The organism is Mycobacterium mantenii (assembly GCF_001667865.1).
GTDB classification, from domain to species: Bacteria; Actinomycetota; Actinomycetes; order Mycobacteriales; family Mycobacteriaceae; genus Mycobacterium; species Mycobacterium mantenii_A.
In genome coordinates, this window is record NZ_LZJP01000116.1 from 98,783 (window position 1) to 119,382 (window position 20,600).

Annotated in this window: 25 protein-coding genes, 2 tRNA genes and 1 pseudogene; 12 read left to right on the plus strand and 16 right to left on the minus strand. The window is 66.8% G+C overall.

The window, feature by feature from the left end; genetic code table 11:
- Positions 1 to 57: 57 nt before the first annotated feature.
- Positions 58 to 882, minus strand: a complete 825-nt coding sequence (locus A5688_RS22885) for a crotonase/enoyl-CoA hydratase family protein (RefSeq protein WP_067836368.1) — start codon at positions 880 to 882, stop codon at positions 58 to 60.
- Positions 883 to 905: 23 nt separating this feature from the next.
- Here A5688_RS22885 and A5688_RS22890 point away from each other — a divergent pair, with 23 nt between their 5' ends.
- The gene (locus tag A5688_RS22890; RefSeq protein ID WP_207546726.1) at positions 906 to 1,490 is read left to right on the plus strand and encodes a TIGR03086 family metal-binding protein; all 585 of its coding nucleotides are present in this window, start codon (positions 906 to 908) and stop codon (positions 1,488 to 1,490) included.
- A gap of 231 nt (positions 1,491 to 1,721) precedes the next feature.
- Here the strand turns inward: A5688_RS22890 and A5688_RS22895 are convergent, their stop codons facing one another.
- Entirely contained in the window at positions 1,722 to 2,183 is a 462-nt protein-coding gene (locus A5688_RS22895; protein ID WP_067913128.1) for a DUF4334 domain-containing protein, read from the minus strand.
- Positions 2,184 to 2,193: 10 nt separating this feature from the next.
- The gene (gene hisC / locus A5688_RS22900) at positions 2,194 to 3,261 is read right to left on the minus strand and encodes a histidinol-phosphate transaminase (RefSeq protein WP_067836361.1); all 1,068 of its coding nucleotides are present in this window, start codon (positions 3,259 to 3,261) and stop codon (positions 2,194 to 2,196) included.
- A gap of 83 nt (positions 3,262 to 3,344) precedes the next feature.
- On the opposite strand from hisC, the gene A5688_RS22905 reads away from it, so the two are divergent.
- Together A5688_RS22905 and A5688_RS22910 are read left to right on the plus strand one after the other, a co-directional pair.
- Positions 3,345 to 3,433, plus strand: a tRNA-Ser gene (locus A5688_RS22905).
- Between the two features lie 51 nt (positions 3,434 to 3,484).
- Positions 3,485 to 3,557 (plus strand) — tRNA-Arg (locus tag A5688_RS22910).
- A gap of 58 nt (positions 3,558 to 3,615) precedes the next feature.
- Here the strand turns inward: A5688_RS22910 and A5688_RS27110 are convergent.
- Positions 3,616 to 3,951 carry a WhiB family transcriptional regulator gene (locus A5688_RS27110; protein WP_082955165.1) on the minus strand — a complete coding sequence of 112 codons (336 nt, stop codon included), beginning with the start codon at positions 3,949 to 3,951 and terminating at the stop codon, positions 3,616 to 3,618.
- A gap of 361 nt (positions 3,952 to 4,312) precedes the next feature.
- On the opposite strand from A5688_RS27110, the gene A5688_RS28365 reads away from it, so the two are divergent.
- Positions 4,313 to 4,441: a hypothetical protein gene (locus A5688_RS28365; protein WP_269199091.1), complete on the plus strand. Its 129-nt coding sequence runs from the start codon at positions 4,313 to 4,315 to the stop codon at positions 4,439 to 4,441.
- On the opposite strand, the gene A5688_RS22915 is transcribed toward A5688_RS28365, so the two are convergent.
- The 4 genes from A5688_RS22915 to A5688_RS22930 are packed head-to-tail and all read right to left on the minus strand — an operon-like array spanning position 4,438 to position 6,925.
- The gene (locus tag A5688_RS22915; RefSeq protein WP_242660352.1) at positions 4,438 to 5,010 is read right to left on the minus strand and encodes a GNAT family N-acetyltransferase; all 573 of its coding nucleotides are present in this window, start codon (positions 5,008 to 5,010) and stop codon (positions 4,438 to 4,440) included. The genes A5688_RS28365 and A5688_RS22915 overlap by 4 nt on opposite strands.
- A gap of 9 nt (positions 5,011 to 5,019) precedes the next feature.
- On the minus strand, positions 5,020 to 5,511 hold the full coding sequence (locus A5688_RS22920; protein WP_067836359.1) for a hypothetical protein: 492 nt from the start codon (positions 5,509 to 5,511) through the stop codon (positions 5,020 to 5,022).
- Positions 5,512 to 5,530: 19 nt separating this feature from the next.
- Complete coding sequence (locus A5688_RS22925) at positions 5,531 to 6,529, minus strand: phosphotransferase family protein (RefSeq protein ID WP_067913160.1); 999 nt, start codon at positions 6,527 to 6,529, stop codon at positions 5,531 to 5,533.
- 39 nt (positions 6,530 to 6,568) lie between these two features.
- Positions 6,569 to 6,925: a nuclear transport factor 2 family protein gene (locus tag A5688_RS22930; protein WP_067913130.1), complete on the minus strand. Its 357-nt coding sequence runs from the start codon at positions 6,923 to 6,925 to the stop codon at positions 6,569 to 6,571.
- Between the two features lie 124 nt (positions 6,926 to 7,049).
- On the opposite strand from A5688_RS22930, the gene A5688_RS22935 reads away from it, so the two are divergent.
- From A5688_RS22935 to A5688_RS22955, 6 genes are all read left to right on the plus strand, one after another.
- Positions 7,050 to 7,994, plus strand: coding sequence for a class I SAM-dependent methyltransferase (locus A5688_RS22935; protein ID WP_067913161.1), 945 nt, complete (start codon positions 7,050 to 7,052; stop codon positions 7,992 to 7,994).
- 102 nt (positions 7,995 to 8,096) lie between these two features.
- Positions 8,097 to 8,507: an MmcQ/YjbR family DNA-binding protein gene (locus A5688_RS22940; RefSeq protein WP_067836353.1), complete on the plus strand. Its 411-nt coding sequence runs from the start codon at positions 8,097 to 8,099 to the stop codon at positions 8,505 to 8,507.
- A 105-nt stretch (positions 8,508 to 8,612) separates the two neighbouring features.
- Positions 8,613 to 8,852, plus strand: coding sequence for a hypothetical protein (locus tag A5688_RS22945; protein WP_067836350.1), 240 nt, complete (start codon positions 8,613 to 8,615; stop codon positions 8,850 to 8,852).
- A 24-nt stretch (positions 8,853 to 8,876) separates the two neighbouring features.
- Entirely contained in the window at positions 8,877 to 9,032 is a 156-nt protein-coding gene (locus tag A5688_RS27835) for a DUF6131 family protein (RefSeq protein WP_165606956.1), read from the plus strand.
- A 150-nt stretch (positions 9,033 to 9,182) separates the two neighbouring features.
- Positions 9,183 to 9,887 carry a response regulator transcription factor gene (locus tag A5688_RS22950; RefSeq protein ID WP_067913133.1) on the plus strand — a complete coding sequence of 235 codons (705 nt, stop codon included), beginning with the start codon at positions 9,183 to 9,185 and terminating at the stop codon, positions 9,885 to 9,887.
- On the plus strand, positions 9,865 to 11,403 hold the full coding sequence (locus A5688_RS22955) for a sensor histidine kinase (RefSeq protein ID WP_067836346.1): 1,539 nt from the start codon (positions 9,865 to 9,867) through the stop codon (positions 11,401 to 11,403). Before A5688_RS22950 ends, A5688_RS22955 begins: the two co-directional genes overlap by 23 nt.
- Here the strand turns inward: A5688_RS22955 and A5688_RS22960 are convergent.
- Entirely contained in the window at positions 11,400 to 11,885 is a 486-nt protein-coding gene (locus tag A5688_RS22960; RefSeq protein WP_067836343.1) for a lipoprotein LpqH, read from the minus strand. The two genes, A5688_RS22955 and A5688_RS22960, sit on opposite strands and share 4 nt — an antisense overlap.
- A gap of 177 nt (positions 11,886 to 12,062) precedes the next feature.
- On the opposite strand from A5688_RS22960, the gene A5688_RS22965 reads away from it, so the two are divergent.
- The gene (locus tag A5688_RS22965; protein ID WP_067913136.1) at positions 12,063 to 13,937 is read left to right on the plus strand and encodes an alkyl/aryl-sulfatase; all 1,875 of its coding nucleotides are present in this window, start codon (positions 12,063 to 12,065) and stop codon (positions 13,935 to 13,937) included.
- Between the two features lie 13 nt (positions 13,938 to 13,950).
- Here the strand turns inward: A5688_RS22965 and A5688_RS22970 are convergent, their stop codons facing one another.
- From A5688_RS22970 to A5688_RS22995, 6 genes are all read right to left on the minus strand, one after another.
- Positions 13,951 to 14,919, minus strand: coding sequence for an NADPH:quinone oxidoreductase family protein (locus A5688_RS22970; protein WP_067913139.1), 969 nt, complete (start codon positions 14,917 to 14,919; stop codon positions 13,951 to 13,953).
- Positions 14,919 to 15,542, minus strand: coding sequence for a TetR/AcrR family transcriptional regulator (locus tag A5688_RS22975; protein ID WP_067836335.1), 624 nt, complete (start codon positions 15,540 to 15,542; stop codon positions 14,919 to 14,921). The genes A5688_RS22970 and A5688_RS22975 overlap by 1 nt, the downstream gene beginning before the upstream one ends.
- Complete coding sequence (locus A5688_RS22980) at positions 15,523 to 16,806, minus strand: acyl-CoA dehydrogenase family protein (RefSeq protein ID WP_067913142.1); 1,284 nt, start codon at positions 16,804 to 16,806, stop codon at positions 15,523 to 15,525. The genes A5688_RS22975 and A5688_RS22980 overlap by 20 nt, the downstream gene beginning before the upstream one ends.
- Before the next feature lie 164 nt (positions 16,807 to 16,970).
- On the minus strand, positions 16,971 to 17,735 hold the full coding sequence (locus A5688_RS22985; RefSeq protein ID WP_067913145.1) for an SDR family NAD(P)-dependent oxidoreductase: 765 nt from the start codon (positions 17,733 to 17,735) through the stop codon (positions 16,971 to 16,973).
- A 1-nt stretch (position 17,736) separates the two neighbouring features.
- A complete protein-coding gene (locus A5688_RS22990) occupies positions 17,737 to 18,798 on the minus strand; it encodes a phosphotransferase family protein (protein ID WP_067913148.1) in 1,062 nt (353 codons plus the stop codon).
- A 72-nt stretch (positions 18,799 to 18,870) separates the two neighbouring features.
- A complete protein-coding gene (locus tag A5688_RS22995; RefSeq protein ID WP_067913151.1) occupies positions 18,871 to 19,542 on the minus strand; it encodes a class I SAM-dependent methyltransferase in 672 nt (223 codons plus the stop codon).
- 115 nt (positions 19,543 to 19,657) lie between these two features.
- Here A5688_RS22995 and A5688_RS23000 point away from each other — a divergent pair, with 115 nt between their 5' ends.
- Positions 19,658 to 20,296 carry a histidine phosphatase family protein gene (locus tag A5688_RS23000; RefSeq protein ID WP_067836323.1) on the plus strand — a complete coding sequence of 213 codons (639 nt, stop codon included), beginning with the start codon at positions 19,658 to 19,660 and terminating at the stop codon, positions 20,294 to 20,296.
- 1 nt (position 20,297) lies between these two features.
- On the opposite strand, the pseudogene A5688_RS27115 reads toward A5688_RS23000, so the two are convergent.
- Positions 20,298 to 20,471: pseudogene (locus tag A5688_RS27115) on the minus strand (phosphotransferase family protein); the annotation flags it as partial.
- Positions 20,472 to 20,600: the final 129 nt, after the last annotated feature.

Genomic DNA, 20,600 nt, shown 5'->3' on the forward strand with positions numbered 1-20,600 from the left:
CGCTCTGCATCGTCGCCAGCGCGTGTCGTCATCTCAGCGAGGGTACGTGGCGTCCGATCACTCGCCCTTGAACTGCGGCGGGCGCTTCTCGAATGTCGCCGCGATGCCCTCGGTCAGGTCCTTGGACGGCAGGAAGGCGGCGTTCCAGGCGGCGACGTAGCGCAGGCTTTCCGACACCGCGGCGGTGCGCTGCTGGTCGAGGACGTCCTTGATGCCGTGCACGGCCAGCGGGGGATTGGCGGCGATCTCCGCGGCCGTGGCGTGCGCCGCGGCCAGGGTGGCGTCGGCATCGGTGTACACGTCGTTGACCAGACCGATCTTCTCGGCGCGGGCGGCATCGATGTCTTTGCCGGTCAGCGCGAGTTCGCGCAGGTGCCCGTCGTTCAGGATGTACGGCAGGCGGGCCAGGCTGCCGACGTCGGCGACAATGGCGAGCTTGACCTCGCGCACCGAGAACTTGGCGTCGGCGCTGGCGTAGCGGATGTCGACCGCGGAGATCAGGTCGACGCCGCCGCCGATGCACCAGCCGTGCACCGCGGCGATGGTCGGGGTGCGGCAGTCCGCGACCGCGGTGATCGCGCCCTGCATGCGCTTGACCTCGCGGTGGAACACCGCGCGCGGGCCGGCCAGCGCATCACCGGACAGCAGTGGGGTGAACGAACCGCCCATCGCGGGCACGTCCAGGCCGTAGCTGAAGTTCTTGCCCGAGCCGGTCAGCACGATGGCCCGCACGTCGGGATCGGCGTCCAACGCCGCGAACAGCTCCGGCATCTCCGACCAGAAGGCCGGTCCCATCGCATTGCCCTTGCCCGGCCCGATCAGCGTCACCTGGGCGACGTGGTCTTTCGTCTCGACGGTGACCGATTCGTATGCTTGCGCCATATCGAGACCGTAGCGTGGCGAATATGGCTCCTGACTTGCGACCCGGACCGCATTCACCGCCCACCGACGAGCTGCACAGCGCCGAGGACACCTTCGGGGTGCTGCAGCGGGTGCTGCATCCCATCGCGGCCGACGACCTGTCCCGCCAGACTCCGTGCGCCGAATTCGACGTGTCGGCGCTGACCGGGCACCTGCTGAACTCGATCAGGGGTCTCGGGGGCATGGTGGGCGCGGAGATTCCGGAGCGCGATGAGGGCGATTCGGTGGAGCGTCAGGTGGTCGCCGCGGCCCGGCCGGCGCTGGACGCCTGGCACCGCCACGGTCTGGACGGGACGGTGCCGTTCGGTAAGGGCGAGATGCCCGCAAGCAGTGCGTGCGCCATCCTGTCGATCGAATTCCTGGTCCACGCTTGGGATTACGCCGCCGCGCTGGGTCACCGGATCGATGCGCCCGAGCCGCTGTCGGAATACGTGCTGGGGCTCGCTCGGCACATCATCAGGCCGGAGTTACGCGGTCAAGCCGGGTTCGACAACCCGGTCGACGTCCCGGCCGACGCCGGGGCGCTCGAGCAGCTGGTCGCCTTCACCGGCCGCAATCCGGCCCGGTAGCGGGGCGACGGGCGTCGAGTGTTGCGCCATGGCGGCCTCGCGCGGCTTGGGCGCCCGGCGTGTCGCCGCCCTGGACGCACACTCAAAACCATCAATTCACACTCGACGGCCGATCCGTGCGACGGCGCCAACCCGCCCGCTGGTCGCCGAAGGTGCGGCCAGCCGCACGCTGGTGGCCGAGTGTGCGGCCAGCCTCACACTCGACGGCCGATCCGTGCGACGGCCCGGGAGTTACTCCCGTTCCAGGTAGAAGTAGTAGTACTTGCCGTTATCCCGGACGCCCTTGCCGTTCATGATGCCCATCACGGCGTCGTCGTCGATCTTCTTGAAGTGATCGTGCACCGGCTGGCCGTCGTAAACCATGGTGGCGGTGACCTCCCCGCGGAACTCCTCCAGCCACAGGCTGGCCTCACCCTTGCCCATCTCCACGTTGGAGAACTTGTTGCCGTCGGCGTCCAGGCAGACCAGGGGCTGCACGTCGCGGACCGACTTGAAGGTCTTGCCGTACCAGCCGGCCTTTTCCAGTTGGCCGTTCATCTTGTGGCCGGTCTGGAATTCGCCGCCCTTCCACTCGCCGAGCATCCCCTCGATTGTCGCGGGCTGAAGTTCGGCCCAGAAGTCGTCGAGTTCGGAATCCGCGATGTCGCCGCTGCGCCCTTTGAACTCGGTGAACTTCTTCCGCGCGAGGTCCACGGGCGACTCCTTACGATTCGGTGCGGGCAATCCAATCGCGGGCAAAATGCAGCAGGGCGTCATTTTCCTCCGGCGCGCCAATCGTGACACGGACGCCTTCGGCCGCGAACGGCCGCACCACCAGATGAGCGTCGGCGGCCTGCTCGGTGAAGTCCATGGTGCGCTCGCCCAGCGGCAGCCAGACGAAGTTGGCCTGTGACGGGGGCAGCTCGAATCCGGCATCGCGCAGAGCGTCGCTGACGCGGGTGCGCTCGACGACCAGCGCGTCGGTGCGCGCCATCAGCTCGCCGGAGGCCTCGAGGGACGCGATGGCGGCCGCCTGTGCGACATTGGTCACCGCGAACGGCATGACGACCTTGTCCAGCGCCGTGATCAGGTCGGGGTGGCCGATCGCATAACCGACGCGCAAGCCCGCCAACCCGTAGGCCTTCGAAAAGGTCCGCAGCACAACGACATTGCTGCGGGTCAGGGCCAGGTCCAAGCTGTTGGGCAGCATGCCGTCGCGGATGTATTCGACGTAGGCCTCGTCGATGGCGATCAACACGTGCGGCGGCACGGCGTCGACGAAGCGCGTCAGTGCGTCCGGGTCGACGACGGTGGACGTCGGATTGTTCGGGTTGCACACGAAAATCAGCCGGGTGCGGTCGGTGATCGCGGCGAGCATCGCGTCGAGATCGTGCGTGTGGTCGGTCAACGGCACTTTGACGGTCGCCGCGCCCGACACCTGAATGATGGGCAGGTAGCACTCGAAGCTGCGCCAGCCGATCATCACCTCGTCGCCGGCCGCGGCGGTGATCTGAACCAGCTGCTGGCACAAGGTGACCGAACCGCTACCGACCGCGATGTGCTCGGGGGCGACGTCGGAGCCCAGGTGCATGGCCAGCGCGGCCTTGAGGTCCACGGACGCGTTGTCCGGGTAGCGGTTGACGACGGCTACCGCACGTTCGATAGCCGCGTGCACGCTGGGCAGTGGCCCGTAAACGGTCTCGTTGCTGGCCAGTTTGATGGAGCCCGGCACGTTCTTGCCGGGGACATACACTGGCAGTCCGGCCAGTTCGTTGCGAAGGCGAGCGGTCACTTCGACAGTTTATGTCTCGACTGTGTACAGTATGGCCGGTTCCGCGAGACCGGAAAGGGGTCGGTACCCTCAGAAAGTCCAAGGGAGGCGTGCCAGAGCGGCCGAATGGGGCTCACTGCTAATGAGTTGTCCCCCTCAAAGGGGACCGGAGGTTCAAATCCTCTCGCCTCCGCAGGATCCTTACCGGGAACACGGAACACCGGATCGACAACTGAAGAACAAGGCGCCCGTAGCTCAACGGATAGAGCATCTGACTACGGATCAGAAGGTTAGGGGTTCGAATCCCTTCGGGCGCGCTCACTGACCGCCGCCGCCTCTGAATCAGCCTCTGCGGTGCTAATCACGTAACGGTCCCTAATCCGCGCGGCGGAGAACCGGGCCCCAGGACACGACTTCCGGATGCTGCCTGAGGAGGGCACGGCGCCGCCGTTCTGTCATCCCGCCCCAGACGCCGAACTCGACTCGGTTATCGAGCGCCTCAGCACCGCATTCGATGATCACCGGGCAGTGCCGGCAGATCGCTGCGGCTGTGCGCTGGGCGGCGCCGGGCACGAATAATTCCTCCGGATCGACAACGCGGCAGAGCGCTTCGGACACCCAGTCCGAGCGGGAGTCGGCCTTCGCGATCTGGACAGAGCGGCGGACTGAACTAGTTGTGTTGCTTGCTGCGGTGCTCCCGGTAGCTGACATCAGTCCCCCTTTTCACACTCGGCCGAAATCAGCAGACGAGTTCAACTTCCTGTCTCGCCCCGCAGCGAACACGGGGGCCGGGTTCCCGGATGTCAATCCCCCACTGCTGCACGGATAGGCCGGTGTCGATCAGGCGTCTGTCGCGACCGTATGAAAAAGTCCTGAAGCAAACCTAGGGGCTAATGTCACAAGCGCTCAGGCGTTTGGAGGTGTCTCTCGCGCGACCTGACCACCATGGAAGTTCAGGGGTTCGATTCCCTGCGGGCGCGCTCGCCGGCTCAGGGTTTGGCAACCCGAAATGATTCGAATCGTTAAGACCCAGTTTCTTGTCGTCGAGGGTTTTCGCCGATAACTTCCGCTCATGACCAACAGCATTGAGCAGATCGGCGGCGGCGCCGGCGGCGGTTTCCTGGGTGGCGGCGCCGGTGGTGGCTTTGTCGGTGGTGGCGCCGGCGGCGGTTTCCTCGGTGGTGGCGCCGGCGGCGGCTAAGCCTCCGACTCGCGCATCCCACCCGGCCCGATGATCTGGCCGGGTGGTGCGTCGGGCCCGCAAGCGGCCGGCAGTTCGAGCTGCATCCACGCGACGTCGTGCCAACCGCCGTGTTTCCACTCGACGCGCCGGTATAGCCCGGCGTCGGTGAACCCGAAAGAGCGGTGGAAGCCGTTGCTGGCCTCGTTGGGCTGGGTGATGCCGGCGAACGCCTGCCGGTAGCCCCGCTCGGTGAGCCTGCGCAACAGCTCCGTGTAGAGCGCGCGCCCGCCTCCGGTGCGGCGATGGTCGGCGTCGAGGTAGATCCCGGTCTCGGTCGACCACCGGTGCGTCGCAAGGCGGTTGAGTGCGTGCCCGTAGGCGAAGCCGATCACCCGGCGATCGCGTTCCAGCACAAGCCATTCGTGGCTTGCCTGGGCGGCGGCGATGCGCGCGGCCATCTCATTTTCGGTCGGGACGTCGTTCTCCCAACTGATGACCGTGTGCTCGACGTACGGCCGATAAATGGCAAGGCACGCAGCGGCATCCGCTGCCGATGCCGGGCGGACCAGGCCGCCGCTCGCCTGCACGTCGCCGCGCTAGGGGCGCGGTTGGAAGGGTCCGCCGAACGGTCCCCGGCGGGGTGGTTCGGTCACGGTTTGCGTGACGGTGCTGGTTTCGGTGCTCGGTGCGACCGTGGTCGGCGGCTCCGTCGTCGTGGGTGTGTCGGTGCTCGGCGGCGGGGCCGTCTCGGTCACCGTCTCCGTCGCCGTCGGCGCTCCGCCACCGCCGCCCCCGTGGCGCCGCGGCTCGTGCGTGGTCGTGGTCGCTGGGGCGCTGGTGGACGGGACGGGGGTCGTCGTCGTGGCGGGGCTGGGTGCCGGAGATCCGCTGGTGAGCTTGACCACCGCGAACACCAGCGCGGCCAGCAGGATGACCCCGATGGCGCCGGCCGCGACCAGCGCCGCAGGGCGGCGGTACCACGGCGTCGGCGGCTCCGGTGGTTGGGTCTGCTGCTCGTAATAGCCGCCGTATCGCGCGGCCGCGGTGGGCTCGGAGTAGTAATCCGGTTCCTCGGGATAAGGCGGCACGAGAGGAGATGTTAGTAGGTCAGCCCTCGCCGGAGATGAGGCCCAGCGCACGCTCGAACAGGTGCACGGTGGCCGCGTGCAATTGGTCCCCGACCTCCTTCTCCGCCTTTCCGGCGCAGGCCCGGGCCAGCGTCCCCTCGATCACGATCCCAAGCTTGAAGCAGGCCAGCACCGTGTACCAGGTGATGTGGGACAGGTCGCGGGTGGTGTTGGCGGCGTAACGCTCGAGGAGCTCGTCGGTGCTGGCCAATCCGTCCTGGCCGCCCAGGGCGTGGCTGAACACGCTGGAACCGTCGGGCTGGCGCCAGGTGGCCAACAGCCAGCCCAGGTCCAGCAGCGGGTCCCCGATCGTGCACATCTCCCAGTCGACGATCGCGACCACGTCCGGGCCGGTGCGGGAGAACATCACATTGGCGGCGTGGTAGTCGCCGTGCATGATGCCCGGCGTCCAGTTGGCCGGCCGGTGCCGGTCCAACCAGGCCGAGACTTCCTCGATTCCCGGAATGTCGGGCCCGGGGTAGCCGTCGTACTCGCTGTAGGACTCCAGCTCCGAAAGCCAGCGCGGCACCTGGCGTTCCAGGAAGCCCTCGGGCCTTCCGAAGTCGGCGAGACCGACCGCGACGTGGTCGACGGCGCCCAGCTTGGCCAGCGCGTCGGCCATCGACAGGCCCATGCCGTGCCGCACCTCGGGGTCGCCGGCGTGCAGCGGTGGCAGGGCTTCGCCCGCATTGAAGCCGTCGACCGGGTCCATCAGGTAGAAGACGGCGTCGCCCAGCACAGCGGGGTCCTCGCAGGCGGCGATCAAGTGTGGATGGGGCACATCGGAACCCGCAAGTGCAGCAAGGACTTTCGTCTCGCGCAAGATCACGCTGTTGCTGCGCGGACGCAGGTGTCGTGGCCCGCGCCGCAGCACGTAGGCCCGGCCGGCCCTGGTGAAACGCAGCATGACGTTCTGGGTTCCGCCGGTGACGCTGGAAACGTCCTGCAGCGGCCCCTCGCCGAGGCCCTGCCCGGACATCCACTCCGCTACGGCATCCAGATCTACGTAGTCCACTCCTCAGCCCTTCGCGTGCGGCGTGTATCGGACGGTCTGCACCCGGATCATGCCGTCGCGGAACACGAACGTATCAACGCCGTCGTCAACCCGGTTGACCGCCGAATCGGCGGTCCACTCGAGGAACAGTACGTCGTCGTCGAACAGCTGGGTCTTCAAGTCCCAGTTCGCATCCGGAAGATCGTCGAGCAGTGCCGCGAAGACTCTGCGGATGGCATCCTTGCCGCGGGCGACGCCGGCGGGGCTGATCAGCACGGAATCCTCGGCATAGTCGACGACGATCTCATCGAGGTCGCCCGCGGCCAGCGCGGTGCCGTGGTGAGCGAACACCTCCTGCGGCGTGCGCGCGGTAGGCGCCATGGCACTCCCTTGCAACCTGTGGACCATCTGGGAAAAAGACTAGGGCAGGGGCGAGGGGAGGCCTCGGGCGGCGGCGGCTGGAAGAATAGTGTGCATAACTTACTTTCTGGGGAAGGGAATGCCGATGCCGCGGACCGACAACGACTCCTGGGAGATCACCCAAAGCGTGGGCGCCACCGCGCTGGGTGTCGCTGCGGCTCGCGCGGCCGAGACCGAAAGCGAGAACCCCCTCATCAGCGACCCGTTCGCACGCGTGTTCGTCGACGCCGCGGGCGAGGGGATGTGGAGCATCTACGCCGACCCGGCGCTGCTGGCCAAGGCGGGAGACATCGAGCCGGACCTGCGGGACCGGCTCCAGCTGATGGTCGACTTCATGGCCACCCGGACGGCGTTCTTCGACGAGTTCTTCCTCGGTGCCGCGGACGCCGGCGTCCGGCAGGTGGTGATCCTGGCGGCCGGCCTGGACGCGCGCACCTGGCGCCTCCCGTGGCCCGACGGCACCGTCGTCTATGAGCTCGACCAGCCCAAGGTGCTGGAGTTCAAATCCAACACCCTGCGCGAGCACGGGGCGGAGCCCAAGGCGCACCTGGTCAACGTTCCGATCGATCTGCGTCAGGATTGGCCGAAAGCATTGCAGGAGGCCGGATTTGACGCCTCGAGGCCAGCGGTCTGGTCGGCCGAGGGCCTGGTCCGTTACCTGCCGGCGCAGGCCCAGGACCTGCTGTTCGAGCGGATCGATTCGCTGAGCGCCGAGGGCAGCTGGCTGGCGTCCAACGTGCCCGACTCGGGGTTCACCGACCCCGGCCGTGTGCAGCGCCAGCGCGAGGACATGCGGCGGATGCGGGCCGCGGCCGCAGAACTGGTCAACGCCGAGATCACCGACTTCGACGACCTCTGGTACCCGGAGGAGCGCACGCCCGTCGACGGCTGGCTGCGTGAGCGTGGCTGGGATGTCACGACGGCGACGTTCGCGGAGTTGATGGCGCGGTACGGCCGCAGCGTTCCGGCCGGCGGCGAGGATTCGATGCCGCCCACCCTCTACGTGTCCGCGCAGCGACGAGCGGACTGATCAAGGGATCCGCGGATCACCACGAGTCCCAAATTCGCAGTGCCGCAGCGACTCTCGCCGCAGGCGAGGTGCGGGTCCGGGACGGCCAGTACCCTCGCCGTTATGGCTGATCGACGCGCCCGGGTCGGTGACGTGCATGAGATCGCCGCCGCGATGCCGCATGTTCAGCGCCTGGAGGGGCCCAAGGGCAACGCCATCTACCAGGTGGGTGGAAAGTCGTTCGTCTTCTTCCGCACACCCCGGCCCGACGCGGCCGATCCGGACACCGGCGAGCGCTACGCGGACGTGATCATGCTCTGGGTGGAATCGGAGAGCGACAAGTTGGCGTTGATCTCCGATCCCACGTCGCCGTTTTTCACCACGGACCATTTCGACGGGCATCCTTCGGTCCTGGTGCGGGCCAGCCGGCTGGCCGAAATCAGCAGGACCGAATTAGCTGAGCTGATCCAGGACGCCTGGTTGTCCCGGGCGTCGAAGAAGCGGGCCGCGACCTGGCTCGCCGACCACATCTGACGCTGCGACCTGTGCCGACAAGCCCTGCCGCATAACCAATTGCATGTTTAGACATGAGTCGAATGGGTAACTTCACGTCCACGAGAAAACTTCTTCTCGAACATATTGGAGGTCACGATGCGTGGCAGCGGGATCATCGGAACGGTTGCTTTGGTGTGGTTGCTGATCGGAGTCTTCGCGGCGTGGCAGCGCGACTACTTCAAAAATGACAACTCATCATGCGCCTCGGCGGGCACGGTTGCGGTGACCGTGATCGCCGGACCCCTGAACTATTTCGGTGTCAATCCGAAAGTCACGGATTGCCATCTGCCGCAACCAAGTTCAATGGAATCCATCAACCTCTAACCGCTCACTCAAAAGGAAGTCAACATGGTTATCTTGGGAATTGTCCTTCTTGTATTGGGGTATTTCTTCCACGTATCCATCCTGATCACGCTGGGCATCGTCCTGCTGGTCATCGGTGCGATCCTGTGGATTCTGGGCTCGGTCGGCCGCCCGGTGGCCGGCAGGCGCTACTGGTATTAACCGCTTCGGCCGGAAACGGATCGCGCGACTGCTCAGCAGTCGCGCGATTTGTTTCACAGGCCACGCATAGGTTGGCCATAGCATTGGCTCAGCCCCGGGCGGATACTGGAACTTGTGACACAGCCCCGAGCCTCGGTAGAGCGGGTGGTCATGTGCCGTGCGGACGGCAACCCCATCAACGTTCTGGTTGTAGACGACGAATCGGTCCTGGCCGACATGGTGTCGATGGCACTGCGGTATGAGGGCTGGAACATCTCCACGGCCGGCGACGGGGCATCGGCCATTGCGGCCGCCCGTTCCCAGCGGCCCGATGTGGTCGTCCTCGACGTGATGCTGCCCGACATGAGCGGCCTCGACGTTCTGCACAAGCTTCGCGAAGAGATCCCGCAACTGCCCGTGCTGCTGCTGACCGCCAAGGACGCCGTCGAAGACCGCATCGCCGGCCTGACGGCCGGTGGCGACGACTACGTCACCAAACCGTTCAGCATCGAAGAGGTCGTGCTGCGCCTGCGGGCGTTGCTGCGCCGCACCGGGGTGACGACGGTGGACAGCGGCGCGCAGTTGGTGGTCGGGGACTTGGTGCTGGACGAGGACAGCCACGAGGTCACCCGTGCGGGCGAGCCAATCTCGTTGACCTCCACCGAATTCGAGCTGTTGCGCTTCATGATGCGCAACTCGAAACGGGTGTTGAGCAAAGCCCAAATCCTGGACCGGGTGTGGAGTTACGACTTCGGCGGCCGGTCCAACATCGTCGAGCTCTACATTTCCTACCTGCGCAAGAAGATCGACAACGGCCGGGAACCGATGATCCACACGCTGCGCGGCGCGGGTTATGTCCTCAAGCCGGCCCGCTGACACGCGGCGGGTCTGGTCCCTTCGGCTGCGGCTGTTGGTCGGACAGATCGTCGTCTTGGCAATCGTGTGCGTGGGCATCACCGCGGCGACCGAACTGGCGCTGCTGCATCACCTGGTGGCCCAGCTCGACGGGCAGCTTGCCGGGACCTCCTACCGCTCGGCGCTCATGTACCCCGAGCCGCCGCACTCGGGCTGGCGGCATCAGCACGTCTATCCACGGCCGGGTCCCGGTCCGCGATTCCTGGATGCCCCGGGCCAGCCCGCGGGCATGGTGGCCGCGGTGGTCAGCCACGGGAACACGGTCGACGCCGGATACACGACGAGTAGCGGCGACCGGGCCGAGCTGACGCCGGCCGCCCAGCTGCAGCTGTCCGGCATCGCCGGCAGCCGTAAGCCGGTCACTTTGGACCTCGACGGGCTGGGCCGCTACCGGGTGGTCGCCGCCCCGAGCCGAAGCGGCGGGGACGTCATCGTCACCGGCCTGTCGATGGCCAACATCGACACCACCCTGATGCGGATGCTGGTCATTTTCGGGATCGTCACGGTCATCGCGCTGGTCGCCGCGACCACCGCCGGGGTGATCATCATCAGGCGGGCGCTGGCACCGTTGCGCCGCGTCGCGCAAACCGCCAGCAAGGTCGCCAGCCTGCCGCTGGCGCGCGGCGAGGTCGAACTACCGGTGCGTGTGCGGGAATCCGACGCCAACCCCTCCACCGAGGTGGGGCAACTCGGTGCGGCCCTCAACCAGATGCTGGACCACATCGCGGCCGCGTTGTCGGCGCGGCAGGCCAGCGAGACGCGGGTCCGCCAGTTCGTCGCCGACGCCAGCCACGAACTGCGGACGCCCCTCGCGGCGATCCGCGGCTATACCGAACTGACCCAGCGAATGGGCGACGACCGCGAGGCGGTGGCGCAGGCGATGAGCCGGGTGGCATCCGAGACCGAGCGGATGACGCGCCTGGTCGAAGACCTGCTGCTGCTGGCTCGGCTGGACTCCGGCCGGCCGCTGGAACGCGAACCGGTGGACCTGTCGCGGTTGGCGGTCGATGCGGTCAGCGACGCTCACGTCGCCGGACCCGACCATCAATGGGAACTCGATCTGCCCGAAGAACCGGTCGTCGTCACCGGGGACGCGGCGCGGCTACATCAGGTGTTGACCAATCTGCTTGCCAACGCCCGTGTCCACACCGGGGCGGGCACCGTCGTGACGACACGGTTGAGCACCGAGCCGGCGCACACCGTGCTGCAAGTCATCGACAACGGGCCCGGCATCCCCGCGGCGCTGCAATCCGAGGTTTTCGAACGGTTCGCCCGCGGCGACTCTTCGCGTTCTCGCAAGGGCGGCAGCACCGGGCTGGGCCTGGCGATCGTCTCCGCGGTTGTCAGGGCGCACAACGGGACGATCACGGTGGACAGCACTCCGGGCCGTACCGAGTTCACGGTGCGGTTGCCACCCAACGGATGGCAACCGCCCGCATCCAATTCCCAAGGCGCCCAAGACGCCTCACTCAATTAGCTGTTGCAGGTCACATTGATTTCGAAGGGCTTGTTGACCGGCTGCATCGGGTTGGCCATGTCCACCCCGGTAGCCGTGCCGCTGATCTTGTAGGTGTTGCCGTCCTTGCTGGCGGAAGCGTTGCCTTGGCCGGTACCCGAGGTGTAGCCGAGGGTCACGCCGTTGACGTTGCCCAACCCAACCGATTTCACCTGCGGCGGGTTGCCGTCGCTGAGCACGGCCGCGATGCCGGTCGCCGCACCGCCGATGGCGATGTTGATGGTGCCGCCCGCGTTCGTGCACACGACCGAGCCGGTGACGTTCTGGTCCTTGCCGTCGATGGTGACCTTCGTACCGGCGGCTCCACCGGAGCTGGCCGACGCGCTGGTACTTGAGCTGCTCGAGGAACTGCCTGTGCTCGACTTGTTATTACTCGAACAGCCGGATATACCCGCGGCGAGAATGGCCGCTCCGGCCACCGCGACCGTCAACTGACGCTTCACCTGTTCTCCTTTGCCCGATAGTTGCGGTCCTCGGCATTGAGGGCCGTCTGGGCAGTATGCGGGTTAACTGGGCCGGGATCCAGAGCTTCAGGAAATTATTTCTGGGTTCATTAGTCGGTAGACATATTGGCACCGGAGCGCTACGTGGAATGGCGCATTAATGGCAAGGTTACGAGGGTGGACCACAAGCCTCCCAGCGCGGTCATCGAGTCGGCTCATCGCGACCTGGTTCTGTCCTTCGATGACGAAGCGGACTTCGTCAACGCCGATCGTGGATTCATAGCCGCCCTGTCCCCATGCGTGATCAAGGCGGCCGACGGACGCGTGGTGTGGGACAACGATGCCTATTCATTCCTGGGCGGTTCCGCGCCGGCAACGGTTCATCCCAGCCTCTGGCGGCAGTCGACGCTGGCCGCCAAACAGGGCCTCTACGAAGTGGTTTCGGGTATCTATCAGGTCCGGGGTTTCGACATCTCGAACATCACGTTCGTGGAATCCGACAACGGCATCATCGTCATCGATCCGCTGGTGTCCACCGAAGTGGCCGCGGCCGCCCTGGCGCTGTACCGCACCCACCGGGGTGGTGACCGCCGCGTCGTCGCGGTGATCTACACCCACAGCCACGTCGACCATTTCGGCGGGGTATTGGGCGTCACCTCGCAGGCCGACGTGGATGCCGGCGCGGTGGCCGTCCTCGCGCCGGAGGGCTTCATCGAGCATGCCGTGCAGGAAAACGTCTACGCCGGTCCGGCGATGACGCGCAGGGCGACCTACATGTACGGCACCCTGCTGCCGCGCGGGCCGCTGGACCAGGTGGGGTGTGGGCTCGGCCAAGCGCCGTCCACCGGCGAGGTGGCCGTCATCGTCCCCACCGTCGACATCCGCGAGACCGGCGAGAAGCACACCATCGACGGCGTCGAGATCGAGTTCCAAATGGCACCGGGCACCGAGGCTCCCGCCGAAATGCATTTCTACTTCCCGCGTTTCCGCGCCTTATGCATGGCCGAGAATGCCACGCACAATCTGCACAACCTGCTGACCCTGCGCGGCGCGCTGGTGCGCGACCCGCACGCCTGGTCCGGTTACCTGACCGAAGCGATCGACATTTTCGCCGATCGCGCCGACGTCGTGTTCGCGTCGCACCATTGGCCGACGTGGGGCCGAGACAACATCGTCGAGTTCCTGTCGCTGCAGCGGGATTTGTATGCGTATTTGCACGACCAAACGCTGCGCCTGCTGAATAGGGGATATACCGGGGTCGAGATCGCCGAAATGTTCCAGATGCCTCCGGCTTTGGAGCGGGCGTGGCACACCCACGGGTACTACGGGTCGGTCAACCACAACGTCAAGGCGATCTACCAGCGTTACATGGGTTGGTTCGACGGCAACCCCGGCCGGCTGTGGCCGCACCCGCCGGAAGCCCTCGCGCCGCGGTATGTCGAGGCGATAGGCGGAATCGACCGCGTGGTCGAGCTTGCCCAGACCGCCTTCGAATCGGGCGATTTCCGTTGGACGGCAACCTTACTCGACCACGCGATCTTCACCGACGCCGACCACGCGCCGGCCCGGACGTTGTACGCCGACACGTTGGAGCAATTGGCTTATGGCGCCGAGAATGCGGTGTGGCGAAACTTCTTCCTGAGCGGGGCGACGGAATTGCGCGCCGGCAATTTCGGCACCGCCGTCACGGCCTCCTCGATCTCGATGGCCAAACAGCTGACGGCGGAGCAGATTTTCGACAGTTTCGCTCTTCGGGTCGACGGGCCCAGGAGCTGGGACCTCGACATCGCGATCGACATGACCTTCACCGATTCGGCGACAAACTACCGGCTCGCTCTGCGCAATGGCGTGTTGATCTACCGCAAGGTGGCCGCGGATCCCGCGACGGCGACCGTCACGGCCACACTGGACAGCAGGTTTCGGCTGCTGCTGGTGGCGATGGGCGACTTCGCCTCGCCGGGACTGAAAATCTCAGGTGACCAGTCGGCGCTGCAGGCGTTCCTCGGTGTGCTCGACGAGCCGGACCAGAACTTCAACATCGTCACGCCGTGAGATCGGGTCGCGGTCATGCGACGTCGATCACCACCTTGCCCAGCACCTTGCGGTCTGCCACGTGCCTTAAGGCCGCGGCCGTCTCGGAGAGCGGGAATCGCGCGCCGATGTATGGCCGCACCGTCCCCGCGGCGAACATCTGCGCCAACTCCTTGAGGTCGCGCGCGGCGTCGTCGGGCCGGTCGGTCATGAAGGTGCGGATCTCCATGCCGCGCACGCAGATATCTTTGAGCAGAACGAGGTTGAGCGGAATGGCCGGGATGGTGCCGGCCGCGTAGCCCAGCGTGACAAAGGTGCCGCCGCGCGCGAGGCCACGCAGTGCCGGCTCGGAATACGCTCCGCCGACCGGGTCCAGGACCACCCGGGCGTTGTCACCGGTGAGCTCGCGGATCCGAGTTTTCAGGTCCTCCCGGTCGTAGTCGACGACCGCCTCCGCGCCGCGCTCGCGGCAAAGCTCGAGCTTCTCGGGGCTCGACGCCGCGGCCAGCACCCGGGCGCCCATCGCGACCGCCAGGTCGACCGCGGCCAACCCCACGCCGCCCGCGGCCCCGAGCACCACGACCCAATCCCCCTGTGTGACAGCGGCGGTCGAACGCAGGGCGTGATAGGCCGTGCGGTAGGTCACGCCGAAGGCGGCAGCCGCCGCGAAATCAGCGTCCTCGGGCACCAACTCGGCCTGGCTGGCGTCGAGCAGCGACTGCTCGGCGAACGCGCCGAAGGTGGTTCCGGAAACCCGCTGTCCCGGGCTGAACGGCGCACCTTCCCCGGCGGCGATGACCTCGCCGGCGATCTCGTTGCCGGGTATGAACGGCGGCGGAATCTTGACCTGGTACTTGCCCGCGATGAACAGGACGTCGGGAAAGTTGACCGCGGCGGCACGGACCCGGACCAGCAGTTGACCGGGGCCCGCAACGGGATCGGGCACATCCTCGATCACCAGGTCCTCGGGAGTGCCATAGGAACGACAGATCACTGCGCGCATCAACTGACTCCCAGTCCACGTAAACAGAACCCCACCACGTGTGCGATGTCGTCGGGCCCGGGTCGGTCGACCGAGCCCACATAGCGGCGCATGGTCGCGGCGGTGCAGCCGAACACCGCCTGGACGTCGCGTTCGACATCGGTACTGCCAAGCGCCACAACGGGTTCAATGAGAAGCTCGCGAAGCGGCCGCATCATCTCCTGGTCCGCGGCGCGCCAACTGGTGCCGGCCGACATCTGGCCGGCCGCCGCCCGGGTCATGCTGATCAGGTGCGGGTCGGCCACCTGGGCCAGCGTGCCCTCGATCCACCGCACGACCTTGTCGCGCGGCGCGGATTCCTTGGCCATCTGGTGCTCGAGGTAGGACACCACGATGGCCACCCCCCGCTCCATGACGGCAAGGATCAGATCGTCCTTGCCCGCGAAGTAACGGTAGAACGCCTTGTTCGACGAGCCCGCCTCGGCGACGATGTCGCTGACCCGGGGTGGCTCGGGCGCAACCCGTTCCATGACACGCACGGCGGCGGCCAGGATGCGCTCCACCTCCTCGGTGGCCTCCCGCTGGCGGTCATCCAGCGCCCGCTCGACCGCGGCGGTCACCCGGTCAGAGGTCAACGAGCTCACCGTATTTGGCGCGCGCGGCCGCACGGCGCACATCGAGCATTTCGCTGGGCCAGTCACCTTCCTCGGCCTCGTAACCCTTGAGCAGCATCCTGGCCAGGTTGACCTTGTGCGCCTCGGTCGGCCCGTCGGCGAGGCCCAGCGCGATGCCACCCAGCAAGACGTTGACCAGCGGTAGCTGGTCGGTGAGTCCCAGCGCCCCGTGCACCTGAATCGCCCGCAGGGCAATCGATTTGAGCACCTGCGATGCCAGAATCTTGCAGGCGGCAATCTCCGCGCGCGCGCCGCGTTCGTCGCCATTGTCGATCAGCCACGCGGCGTGCAGCACCGTTAGCCGGAACGGGATCAGCTCGGTGTACGAGTCGGCGACGAACTCCTGGACCAGTTGCTTGTCGGCGAGCACACTGCCCTGGGTGAAGCGGCTTTTCGCTCGCCGCGACATGATCTCGACGGCGCGTTGCGCCATGCCGATCGAGCGCATCGCGTGATGCAGCCGGCCACCGGCCAGCCGGGTCTGCAATATCAGGAAACCCTGGCCGGGCTCACCGAGCAGGGCGTCGGACGGCACGCGCACGTCGTTGTAGTGCACCAGGGAATGTCCCGGCTCATGCGGATCGGCGCCGACCAGGTGGTGATTGGCCTCCAGGACCAGTCCCTCGGTTCCGGCCGGGATCAGGAACGTCGATGCGCCGGTATGGACCGGCGCGTCGGGATCGGTGATCGCGACGACTATGAAAAAGGAGGCGACGGAAGCGTTGGAGGAGAAGTACTTTCGCCCGGTGATCACCCAGTCGTTGCCGTCGCGGACGGCGCGGGTGGTGAACACCCGCGGATCCGCGCCGCCTTGCGGCTCGGTCATCGAGAAGCACGAGAAAATCTCCCCGGACAGGAGCCCCGCCAGATAGCGATCCTTCTGCTCCTGCGTTCCGAAGCGGGCGATGATCTCCGCGTTGCCGGTGTCAGGCGCCTGCGTTCCGAACACGATCGGCGCCCACGGGCTGCGCCCTAGGATCTCGTTGATCAACGTCAGCTTGACCGCTCCGAATCCCTGGCCGCCCAGTTCTGGCCCCAGATGCGGTGCCCACAAGCCCTTGTCGCGGACCTGCTGCTTGAGCGGGTCGACGATGCGGCGCCGCTCGTCGTTCAGCGGCAGAAATTCACAACCGGGGAACAGCACCTCGAGCGGTTGCACCTCGTCGCGAACGAAGCCGCGGATCCACTCGAGCTTCTCCTCGAATTCCGGCTCGGTAGAAAAGTCCCAGGACATGCGGAACACTCTCCTCTCATTTGTGGCGACCCGCTGCGCTTGCGATCGCCATCGGATCGATGGTGGCTGACCCGCTGCGCCCGGCTGCGCCGCGCTTGCGATCGCCATCGGATCGATGGTGGCGACCCGCTGCGCCCGGCTGCGCCGCGCTTGCGATCGCCACGTCAGGGAATCCCTCCGTCGGCCCGCAAGATCGAGCCGGTGGTGAAGCTGGACGCATCGGAGGCCAGGAACAGCGCCGCGCCGATGATTTCCCGCGGGTCGCCCGCGCGCTGCAACGACAGATGCTTGAACGGATTCTGTTGGGCCGCATCGAGATTCCAGGCCTTGCTCACATCGGTGAGAAACGGTCCGGCCATCAGCGTGTTGACCCGCACCGCGGGTCCGAACGCCTTCGCCAACGCCTCGGTCATGGCGTTGAGCCCGGCCTTGGATGCGGCGTAGGGAACGATGTCGGGCGTCGGCCGCAGTGAGCCCGCCGTGCTGACGTTGATGATCGAGCCGCGGCCGGCCGCCACCATGCGCTCACCCACCAACGCCGACAACCGGAACGGGCCCTTGAGGTTGAGGTTGACCACCGCGTCGAACAGCTTCTCGGTCACGTCGGTGAGCTTGTCGTACAGCGGCGACATGCCCGCGTTGTTGACCAGCGTGTCGACCTTGCCGAACCGCTCATAGGTCGCCTCGACCAACCCGTCGAGCTGATCCCAACGCCCGACGTGCACCTGATAAGGCATGGCCGAACGACCGGTCTCGGCCTCGATCTCCTTGGCGACCGAGACGCAGTTGTCCATGTTGCGGCTGGCGATCACCACGTCCGCACCGCAGCGGGCCGCGCCGAACGCCATCTCGCGGCCCAGCCCGCGGCTTCCGCCGGTGATCAGGATGACCCGGTCGGTGAGGTCGAAAAGCTGGTCGGCATAACCCATTTCAGGACCCCTTGACCGGCAGCGACCGGGCGAGCTCGGCGGCCGTGGCGATGAGCTGCAGAATCATCGGACCGAACGCATCGGTGATCTTCGGGTCGACTCCTCCCTCTTGGGAGCCGGACCTCATCCCGGCCGCGTAGGTCTTCTCCAGCACGATGCCCAGCTTCCAGTTGGCCAGCACCAGGTAATAGTCGATGTTCTCGGTCGACAACCCGCTGACGGTTTCGTAGTGCTCCAACAGCTCGCTGCGCGTGGGCATGCCGCGCATGTCGAGATAAAACCCGTCCTCGCGCGGCTTTTCACCGTCATAGCCCAGTAGGCACCAGGCCAGGTCGAGTAGCGGATCGCCGACCGTCGTCATCTCCCAGTCCACGATCGCGGCCAAACGCGCCGGCTCCCCGTGCGCGAACATCACGTTGGCGAATTGATAGTCGCCGTGCATGATGCCCGCCCGGTAGTGCGCCGGACGGTTGCGCCGCAGCCAGTCGGAGGCCTCGTCCAGCCCGGGCAGCTCGCGGACCTTATAGGCGTCGAGAAACGCCAGCCAGCGATCGACTTGCCGCTCGTGAAATCCGTCGGGGCGGCCGAAGCCTTCGAGTCCTTGCTTGCGCCAATCCACTCGGCCCAGCTTGGCGGCGCCGTCGACCAATTCGAACGCCAGGCCGCGCCGGGCCGCGAGGTCGGTGTCGAACGGCGATTGCCACCCGCCGTCCATCGGGCTCCACCCGTCGATCGCCTGCATGACGTAGAACGGCATCCCGAGCACCGTGCCGGTGTCGTCGGCCGCGACGAGTGCCGCATGCGGGACGTCGGTACCGGACAGCGCCCGTACCAGGCGGATCTCGCGCAGCAGCCCGTCGATGCGCGCGGCGTCGGCCCGGGCTCCGGGCATCCGCAACACCATTCGCTGGCCGCCGCGTTCGATCAGGTACAGGGTGTTCTGCGAGCCGCCCTTGAGCTGGGTCAGCCGCGCCTCCTCGCCACCGCCCGGTGCGTCGTTCGCATCCAGCCAGCGGGCGAGCACGCCCGCGTCCAGTCCCGCTTCACCCACGTGCGTCACCATCCATCATTTGCTGCACACCCCAATCTCTGAATGGAGAATAACATTCTCCGCCAGCCGGCCCCGGCCCTCGGCTCAGTCCGGCTTGTGCGCGCTGAGCAGGAACCCGGGCGCCATGAAATGACCGTCGTCGTCGTGGTCCAGGTGCGCCAGCGGACCGTCCGGCGACCCGGCCGCCTCGTCCGTGCCGTACACCTTCGCCGCGCGAATGTCGTCGACCCGCCACATTGTCGCGACGGCATCGTGCAATTCGGTTTCGGTGAAGCCGGGCGGGCCCGGCCGGCCCGAATGGGCGTCATCCAGCGCGCCGGCGGCGAAGGCCAGGATGTACAGCGAGGCCCGCGGCGCCGCGGCCCGAAAGATGGACCGCACATAGTCCTGGCGCCGATCGGGCGGCAGCGCGTGAAACAGCCCGCTGTCCAGGATCGTGGAGAAGCGCCCGTCATAGCCACCGAAGCTGGTGACATCGGCCTGCGCGAACGTCGCGGCGGTGAGGCCTTGCTCGGCGGCCGCGGCGGTGGCCTCCCGGATCGCGGTCGCGCTGGCGTCCAGGCCGACAACGGTGTAGCCGAGCGCGGCGAGTGTTAGCGAGATCGCGGCATGGCCGCAGCCGGAGTCCAGCACCTCGCTGCGAACCCTGCCTTGATCGATGAGCAGCGCCAGTTCCGGTTGGGGCCGGCCGATGCTCCATGGGGGCGGCGCCGCTTGTCGGTAGGCGGCGTCCCAATCCCGATCCGGTTCGGTCATCCGTCCTCCTCGGCATTGAGTTGGGTGCAGCGATGTCATTGTGCACGCCTTGAACGACGGAAAAGGGGCGATGAGAGACTTCGGACGGGCACACCTCGACAAGACAGGAAGACATATGCAAGTGCTTCTGGTCCGGCACGCGCTGCCGTTGCGCAGCGAACACGGCCAAGGTTCCGATCCGGACCTGTCGGAGGAAGGGTTGGCCCAGATCGAGCGACTCCCCAAGGCGCTCGCCAGGTTTCCCATTTCGCGTGTGGTGAGCAGCCCGCAGCGCCGCGCCGTTCAGACCGCGGAACCGGTCGCGGCGGATCGCGGCCTGACCGTCGAGATCGACGGTCGCTTCGCCGAGTACGACCGCGACCTTCCGGTGTACATCCCGGTCGAGCAGATCCGTGCCGAGATGCCCGAGGAATGGGCGCGGCTGGCTCAGGGTCACCTGCCCAGCGCGGTTGACGAGGACGCGTTCCGCGCCCGGGTGCGCGCCGCGGTCGACGACCTCGTCGCCGCCGGCGACCCCGACCACACGGTCGCGGTGTTCAGCCACGGCGGGGTCATCAATGTCCTCCTGCACGAAATCCTCGGTACCGCCCGACTGCTGTCCTTTCCCGTCGACTACGCCTCGGTCACCCGGCTGCTGTTCTCCCGGTCCGGGCAGGCGACGGTGGCCGCGGTCAACACCACCGAACACGTGTGGGACCTGTTGCCACGAAACCAACGGCTGCTCGACGACGACGCGGGCCGAGGCACGGCCTGAGCGGGCGCCGCACCAGCCAACTGGTGCTGTCGTCGTAAACGCGGAACGTCAGGTTGGAGCGACCACCGGAAATGAAGTCCGCGCGTAACTCGCCGTCGCGCCCGATCCCCAGTGAACGCAGGTACCGGTCCAGCGAGGCCAGGTCGAGGCCCTCGAGTTGGTCAGCTGAAGTCACCGAACTTGTCTACCATCGCCGACCTCGACCCGGTGCAACACCTGCGATTTGCCGGCGCCCGCTCAGGCCGTGCCTCGGCCCGCGTCGTCGTCGAGCAGCCGTTGGTTTCGTGGCAACAGGTCCCACACG